Consider the following 7,488-nt stretch of genomic DNA (forward strand, 5'->3'; position numbering starts at 1 on the left):
CCGGCAGTTCCTTCCACACCACCGGCAGTTCCTTCCACACCACCGGCATGGAGGTTCTGCCACAGCCCCAAGGTGTTGCCCTCGGTGTCCTTGAAGTAGGCGTAAAAGCCCATGCCCGGGATGGCATCCTTCGGCCTGACCACCGAGCCGCCGAGCTGCTCGACCGTCGCGAGGGTGGCGTCAATGTCCTCCACATCCACTGTGATAACAGGGGTGGTCAGCTCACCCTCCCTCGCCATCATGCCGCCGTTGATGGCTCCCGGCTCCGTCGGCCTGCCGGTCTGTTCGTCCATGGGTGTGGTGATGACGATGTTGTAGTCCATCTCCGGCATGGGGTCGATCCTCCAGCCGAGAGCCTGCTTATAGAAGTTCCTGGCCCGGTCCTGGTCGTCCGCGGGGATTTCGAAATGCACCACTCCACCCATTGCAACCACCCGATTTTAGAAGGGGAGGACGCGGCGGACCCGCGCCACACCTGGGATTCTAGTCCTCCGGGCCGCGCACCTTAAGGCCCCGGCGGTGGCCCTCTTGGCTGCTTGGCAGCCGCACCGGGGGGCTCCGCCGGATGAGCGGGACCGCGATGCTGGTGGTCCGTGGGACGATGATTCCATGACCATCACGGACGTCCCCGCCAGCGTTGCCGCTGCCGCGGACGGCGCGTTGCGGTGGTACGCCGGCGGCCCCTACAGCCTGCGTCAAACCCTCGGGCCGCTCAGGCGCGGCAACGGGGACCCTTCGTTCGCCTCGCGGCCGGACGGTCTCTGGATGGCATTCACGACGCCGGATGGCCCGGTCACGCTTCGCCTCACCAGTGCCGAACTGGGACCGGACCCGCACGTCGATGCGCAGGCCTGGGGTCCCGGTTCCGGGTCGGCCCTTGCCGGCGTGCCCCGGCTTCTGGGCGCGGGCGACGATTGGTCCGCTTTTGATGAGCCGGGCTTCCACGCGACGCTCCCGCGGATGGTCCGGGAAGCACGACGCCGGAACCTGACGCTCCGTCTCCCGTCTACCGGGCGGATGGTGGACTCCCTCGTGCCCACCGTTCTGGAGCAGAAGGTCACCGTCATCGAGGCCAGGCGGGGCTTCCGCTACCTCATGTACCGCTATGGCACCCCTGCGCCTGGCACCTCCACAGTGGTACCGGCCGGATTGCTGGTGCGGCCCACCCCGGAGCAGTGGCTGCGCATCCCGTCCTGGGAATGGCACAAGGCCGGCGTGGGACCCCAACGTTCGGCTACCGTCATGCGTGCGCTGCGTTCCGCCGTCGCGCTTGAACGGCTGGCCGCCCTGCCGGCAGCGGAGGCTGCCGCGAAGATGCAGGCCATTTCGGGGATCGGCGAGTGGACTGCAGCGGAGGTGGTGCAGCGGACGCACGGCTGTCCCGACTCCATTGCGGTGGGCGACTTCCATCTCGCTGCGGATGTCGGCGCCGCCCTGACTGGCCGAAGGACGGACGACGCCGGAATGCTGGCCCTGCTTGAACCGTGGAAGGGGCACCGGCAGCGCGTCGTCCGCATGATCGGCCTCAGCGGCTTCCGGAAACCCACGTTCGGTCCGCGGATGACCATCCAGGACCACCGGGGGCACTGAAGCCCTCGTGCTGGAAAACGTTGCGGGACAGGCGCGAACGGTTCGTGCCGGAGCAACGCGAACGGGCAGTTGTGCCCCGACTAAGCCTGGGCCTTGGACCAGTCGGCCGAGACACAAGACAAGAGTCACCCGTGGAGGCCGGTATTGTGAAATCCATGAGTGCACCCATCGACCTGCAGGCAACGTTCATCCCCAACGACGGCGAATTCTTCCGCGTGAAGCTCGCCCTGGAAATCGCAATCGACGAGGTAGTCAATGAGCCCGGCTGCATCCGCTACGAGCTCACTGAGGCTGTCGAGGAAAAGCTGGTGCTCACCGAGCGCTGGGCCTCTGAAGAGGACCTTGACAAGCACTCCAAGGGCACAGCTGTCCAGGACCTCAATGAGTCCCTGAGCGCTCTGCTGGCAGAGCCCGTGAGGCTTGAACGCCTGTAGCAGCTACGACAAACAACGCGGGGCCGCTCCCCGCCCGAGAACCGAGAGGTCCTGGGCGGGAAGCGGCCCCGCATCACGTTAAATGGGCGCTTAGAAGTCCGGGATCTGGGAGCCGTCCTGCGGGCCGGCGCTCTTCCGCTGGCCGTCACCTGCCGCAGCAGCAGCCTCTGCCTGCGAGCGGGCAACGTGCGCGTGCACTTCCTCCATGTCGAGAGCCTTGACAGCTTCGACCACCTGTTCCAGCTGGGGGGCGTTCAATGCCCCAGGCTGGGAGAAGACGAGTACCTTTTCGCGGAACGCCATGAGCGTGGGAATCGACGTGATGCCGGCCTCCGCGGCCAGCTGCTGCTCGGCTTCGGTGTCCACCTTGGCAAAGACGACGTCGCCGTGCTTTTCCGAAACTGCGGAATACGTGGGTCCAAACTGCTTGCAGGGACCGCACCATTCGGCCCAGAAGTCAACGAGGACAATGTCGTTGTTCTCGACGGTCGATGCGAACTGTTCACCTGTAATGTCTACGGTTGCCATGGGTCCACGCTACGCGAGCCCGGTCCCGATGTCCCCACTCCGCTGGCTTTGTTCGCTACCCGCGTCACAGGGAATATTCCTCCGCCCGTCGCTGTGTAGCCGCGGCTTCGGTGGCAGCGGCCCGCCACGACCTGCGGGAGCCAAGTAGACGCAGCGGGTAAAGACAGGTATTGCCTACGCGGGCGCCCCTGGTGCGGCGCCTCCTACACTCAACATTGCTGGGCAGACGCGTTAGCGAGCGCGTCCCTCTCTCAATATGAATTGGTCAGGTTGACCCACGCGTTTTCGGCAATCCGCCGGGCGCCTCCCCGGCCTGACCGCCCAGCACGCGGCCGCAGATTCTGCCCGCCGCACTACACGGTTCAGGGGTCAGCCATGAATCATCAGGAGAGCAACAGGCACCAGGCCGAGGCCCGCCTTTCTACTCCACAGCACGTGAATCGAAAGCATCTGGATTCACCGGAAGGGACGACACCCCAGCGCGGAACACTGCGAACAGGCTTTGATGCCGGGCCCCTGATACTTGCGGGAGTCCTGCTGGCCACGGTCGCCGCCCCCATTTGGCCAGCTGCTCCCGCGGGCAGTCCCGGCGCAGCTGCCCAGTCTGCTTCGACCACGGATGATGCCCTGCCCTGGCCATCCAGCGGTCGGTCAGTATGGGGTACGGCGGGAGGGGCTGCCGCATCCGTAACCCGGCCAAGCGCGCGCGGAACGGCCGATGAGCGGCTCTCCGCAGATAAGCCGGCCCCAAAGCCAGTCCCGCCCGCTGCGAAACCGGCGGCAGCCGTCGCGGCCCCCACAACCGCCGTCACGGTGGCGCCTAAACCGGCGGCGCCTGCACCTGTGGCGGCGCCCAAGGCGGCTCGTGCCGCGGCGCCCGCGGTTCCGCCCAAAGCGCCCGCTCCTGCACCGGTGGCGGAGGCTCCCAGGATTGCTGCACCCGTCGCAGTGCCTCCTCCGGCGCCTGCCCCCGCCCCGGCTCCCGCACCCGCGCCCGCCCCGGCAGTCCGCACGATCTACGTGGCCGGAGCGGGAGGACAGGCACTGGTGGACAGCTGCATCGGTCCGGTCCATTTCACACCGACCGACGGCTACTCGCTCTTCATCACCGAGCACGACTTCTGCGGCGGCTGGGCGCGGTTTTCGGGTATCAAGGTTGGAGAGCGCGTGGATCTTCCGGGCTATGGCTCTTATACGGTGGCGGCACGGGGGCAGGTTCCCATTGGAGGCACGACGAACGACGTCGCCGCAGTGTTCGGCGGATTCCCGCGGGCCGTCCTGCAGACCTGCATTCCAGGTACCGCCCAGATGCTGGTGATAGCCCTGAACTGATGCGGCGCATTGCGCAGCTCAGGCGCATTGCCTCCGAATGCACAGCTCACGCACGGTTGCCAAATGCACCGGTCAGGAGCGGGCCGCCACCTTGGGCAGCGCCGCTCCTGAAAGCCCCGGTTGGCCCGTCAGTTACCACCTACGGTCTTCGTAGTGACTTCCGCCCGGGGTGTCTTGGCATAGACTTCCTTGCTGACCGTGTAGCCATGCTCGTCCAGCTTGAGTGCTTCCTTATGGACCTCTGCCAGCTTGGCATCGGTAAGCTGCTCTATCTTGACGAGATCCAGGGTTTCCTGGTCGGCGCCACCCTCCGCTGTTACTTTCACGAGTCCCGTCCCGGCCGAATAGAACTTGCGCTGGTGGCCCACGGCGGGTTCGAGCGGATTGTGCTCATCGATCACCAGCACGTTCTCGTAGCAGCCGGTTGGCACGCACACGCGCTCATCCTGCTTGAAGACCTCGCCGCAGTCGAGGAAGTCCACAGATGGTGCGTGTGCTTGGACATAGGCAGGAGTACCAGTCTTGGGCTCGCCCTGCATGGCGATGCCGGCCTGGCTCTCGTCAATGCCGTGAATGAAAGTGTTGGGTGCGCCGATGAACTTGTCGTTTTCGAATTCTTCCGGATACTCACCGAAGAGCCAGACAGTACCGGCGTTGTCCTGCGCGAAGAACGCCAGTTCGGATTCGACCAAGGACCCATCGGCGTAATCCCGGTCCCACATCACCAGAGTCTTCACACCATCGATGACTTTGGTCAGTCCGGTCACCGTGTGTGTGACAGTCCGCTCGGTGGTGCCTTCTGCGTTGACGACCTTGCCGGTGGTCGTGTACACGGTTCCCGGCTTCAGTGAAAACCATTTATTGTCTATGGAGGGAGATTCCGGGAAGGCTCCTGCGTCGAAATTTATGGCCGAGCCGGGACCGCACAGCTCTGATGCGTTGGGGGTCTCGGCAGCTGTTTCCGTCGGTGATGCCGTGCCCGTTGCTGTTGACGTTTCCGTAGGCGAAGCTGCTCCCGTTGCGGCCGAGGTGGCCGCCGTGGTCGGTGTCTGACCGGCATTTGGCGCTGCGCATGATGCCACCGTGGATATCGCCACCAGCAGCGTAAATGCGGAACCAAGGGCCGATAGTCTTTTTGGCTGGAACATCAGTATTGCCTTTCGCGTTGAATTATTCTGCTATCAGCGCTGCCGGTGACCCACGTCATTGGGGAAAATTCAAAGAGCAGCACTGCCAAAAAACACGCGGGCCAAAGGCGGACCGAAGGTGCCGCCGGTTGGACGCGAAGCAGGTTTCCCGGGGAGACTCACCGGGCAATGCACCAGAAGGTTACGTTCCGCCTCCTCAACCTGAGACTTTGCTAATTCGCGGACAGGCTTAGAACAGATCATGGTCCTATTTCCCCTGTTTGGAAAGAGTGTCTAATGCGTCTTTTTACGCAAATCAAACACCGTGATGGCAGCGCTGCGCGCATCCTTCTATTCTGCTAAAGAATGCAGCCCTGAAACTTCAGGATGCAACGTTCCATCACGGAAAAAACGTCATAGACGACTATTCAGTGACGTATTCGGGGAGGTACGAGGAGGATTCGGGACAGCGACCGAGATGGCCCGGCCCGACCCATTGTCTATCAGTTCAGGGAGCGCAGGATGGAGCGGAGGGTGCTCGCAGCCTTGCTGGCTGCTGTGCTGGGATCGGCCGTGCCGGCAGTGACCTCACCGACGGCTTCGGCGATCGGCAGTTCAGTCATCGCAGCACCGGCCAGATCGCCCCTACCCTGGAGAATGCCCCAGTGGCTGAGGTCGTTGACGCCTTCGAGCAGGATGGAGAGAACTTCAGCAGAGTAGAACCTGCCCAGAGGTTCCCTCTTGCCGACGCCTACAGGCATGGCGCGCCAGGTATCGGCATATTCTGAGGGCTGGGCGGCTGTGCCTGAACGAACCGGGATCCGTTCATCCGGAGCAGCGGACAGCCACTTTGAGTAGCCGTCACTCAGGAGATATTCCACGAATTTCCGCGCCTGTTCAACGTCAGAGTCATTGGTGACAGTCCAGGAACTGATCTCGCCAAAATGGGCCGGCGGGGCGCCGCCGTGGCCCTGGATACCCGCCACTACTCCCGTGTTCCTGACCAGGAACCCGGAATCAAGCTTGCATTCCAAACAACTGGGCCTGGCGTCGCTCCGCAGCCCTGCCAGGTCATCCAGCATGAAAGTGGGCCAGATGGCCATTGCTGCCCTGCCGGCAAAGTAGTCACTCCGGACGCTGCTGATGTCCTGGATACCAGGAACGGAGTAGTTCGTGAGCAGGTTGCTGTAGAAGCCGAGCGCACCCACGCACTGCGGACTGTCAAAGGTGATGATGCCCTGCGCGTTGACCAGTTCACACCTGTTGCCTTGAGCGATGTGCTCAAATGACTGCTGGGTGAAGGGCTGGCCCGCCTTATTGGCCGCAACGAAGCCCGCGAGGTGGGGCGTGTGCAGCTTCTTTGCGGCCGCCAGGATATGGCCATACGTCGTGGGGGCAGCCAGGCCGGCCTGCGCGAACAGGTCTTTGCGGTAGTACAGGACCTGCTGCCAGGAGGCGGCAGGCACAGCCAACTGGCGTCCTCGGTCGCGGGTCAGCTCGAGGGAGCGCCGCGACCATGTCTCTTCCCCGAGGTTTTTGATCACGGCGGCATTGGCTTCTGGGTTGACATATTTGCTGGCTGCGAGGGTGCGGACATTTCCCAGTGAAATCGCGCCAATGACGTCGGGGAGGTTGCCGGCCGCTGCCGAGGAGGTCAAGGTCTGGTTAAACTCATGTTCCGGAACCCTGATCAGTTCCGCTTTTAGGCCGGTTTCGGCGGTGAACTCCCCGGCGATCGCCTGCATCCTTTCGACCCTGTCGGGAAGTGTGTCCGTGATCCATACCGTGATGTCGTAGGCGTCCGGTACATTGGCCGGGGCAACTCCCTGCCCGGTGTTCGGCGTACAACCGGCAACGAGGGCTGCCGCCAGCCCAGCTGCAGTGAGGATGCTGACCTTGGCGCGGCCTCTGGTTCTTTTCACCTCGGTGGTCCTGCCTCGGAAGTGCCGCTGGGGGCTGAAAGCGACCGGCAGCTGATGGAGACCCGCCGCGTTCGGGACTTACACTTCAAGGTTATCGCCGGGTATAGCGGATGTCAGTAGCGATCCCTGACGCAGAGCTCAGTGAGGGGAAATCGAAGGGAAGATGAAAACCGGCCCAACTGGTGTTTCCACTGCCTGGGCCTGGTGGTTCTTTGGCTAGGGTGCGGAACGCGTACCTGCGTCCGTGCCCGACCCCGACGTTGGAACAAACTCCCAGTCGAAGGACCCGTTGTCTCGTAGTGTCATCCGAAGGAACCCGTGGGTGTCGCTGAACCGCTTCACGATGTACTCCGGGCTGCTGGTGAAGGAGCGGAGACCGATACCTCCTGTGGAAACCTGGAACGCTGTCATCCCGTCACTGACGCACTGGTCAGCGTTGTTCACCGGGCATGAGCGTTCGTAGTTGTGTTGTGACCCTGACAGGGTCAGACGGACCCGGTGCTTCCACATCACGTCGATCCACGGCTTGTGGTCACGGGCCCGCTTATGTTCTTT

The 7,488-nt window shown here is 63.4% G+C and carries 7 protein-coding genes and 1 pseudogene; 3 read left to right on the forward strand and 5 right to left on the reverse strand.

What is annotated here, in order from left to right:
* Positions 1-425, reverse strand: a 425-nt coding sequence (locus RIN13_RS19675; protein WP_309109008.1) for a VOC family protein, incomplete at its 3' end; no start/stop codon positions are given.
* 184 nt (positions 426-609) lie between these two features.
* Between RIN13_RS19675 and RIN13_RS19680 the strand changes: the two genes are divergently transcribed.
* On the forward strand, positions 610-1,590 hold the full coding sequence (locus tag RIN13_RS19680; protein ID WP_309109002.1) for a 3-methyladenine DNA glycosylase: 981 nt from the start codon (positions 610-612) through the stop codon (positions 1,588-1,590).
* Positions 1,591-1,745: 155 nt separating this feature from the next.
* Entirely contained in the window at positions 1,746-2,024 is a 279-nt protein-coding gene (locus RIN13_RS19685) for an antibiotic biosynthesis monooxygenase (protein ID WP_309109003.1), read from the forward strand.
* A 90-nt stretch (positions 2,025-2,114) separates the two neighbouring features.
* Here RIN13_RS19685 and trxA read toward each other — a convergent pair whose 3' ends face one another.
* Positions 2,115-2,552 carry a thioredoxin gene (trxA, locus tag RIN13_RS19690; protein WP_309109004.1) on the reverse strand — a complete coding sequence of 146 codons (438 nt, stop codon included), beginning with the start codon at positions 2,550-2,552 and terminating at the stop codon, positions 2,115-2,117.
* Positions 2,553-2,927: 375 nt separating this feature from the next.
* Between trxA and RIN13_RS19695 the strand changes: the two genes are divergently transcribed.
* Positions 2,928-3,884: a peptidoglycan-binding protein gene (locus tag RIN13_RS19695; protein WP_309109005.1), complete on the forward strand. Its 957-nt coding sequence runs from the start codon at positions 2,928-2,930 to the stop codon at positions 3,882-3,884.
* Between the two features lie 128 nt (positions 3,885-4,012).
* On the opposite strand, the gene RIN13_RS19700 is transcribed toward RIN13_RS19695, so the two are convergent.
* From RIN13_RS19700 to RIN13_RS19710, 3 genes and pseudogenes are all read right to left on the reverse strand, one after another.
* Positions 4,013-5,032: a hypothetical protein gene (locus tag RIN13_RS19700; protein WP_309109006.1), complete on the reverse strand. Its 1,020-nt coding sequence runs from the start codon at positions 5,030-5,032 to the stop codon at positions 4,013-4,015.
* A 482-nt stretch (positions 5,033-5,514) separates the two neighbouring features.
* A complete protein-coding gene (locus RIN13_RS19705; protein ID WP_309109007.1) occupies positions 5,515-6,933 on the reverse strand; it encodes an extracellular solute-binding protein in 1,419 nt (472 codons plus the stop codon).
* Positions 6,934-7,149: 216 nt separating this feature from the next.
* A pseudogene (locus tag RIN13_RS19710) lies at positions 7,150-7,488 on the reverse strand (hypothetical protein); the annotation flags it as partial.

It is taken from the genome of Arthrobacter sp. (assembly GCF_031179985.1).
Taxonomy (GTDB): Bacteria; Actinomycetota; Actinomycetes; order Actinomycetales; family Micrococcaceae; genus Arthrobacter.

Bases quoted from the DNA above. Each gene is read 5' to 3' on its own strand.
- RIN13_RS19700 (WP_309109006.1), bottom strand. From the start codon at position 5,032: ATGTTCCAGCCAAAAAGACTATCGGCCCTTGGTTCCGCATTTACGCTG.
- RIN13_RS19685 (WP_309109003.1), top strand. From the start codon at position 1,746: ATGAGTGCACCCATCGACCTGCAGGCAACGTTCATCCCCAACGACGGC.
- RIN13_RS19695 (WP_309109005.1), top strand. From the start codon at position 2,928: ATGAATCATCAGGAGAGCAACAGGCACCAGGCCGAGGCCCGCCTTTCT.
- RIN13_RS19680 (WP_309109002.1), top strand. From the start codon at position 610: ATGACCATCACGGACGTCCCCGCCAGCGTTGCCGCTGCCGCGGACGGC.
- trxA (WP_309109004.1), bottom strand. From the start codon at position 2,552: ATGGCAACCGTAGACATTACAGGTGAACAGTTCGCATCGACCGTCGAG.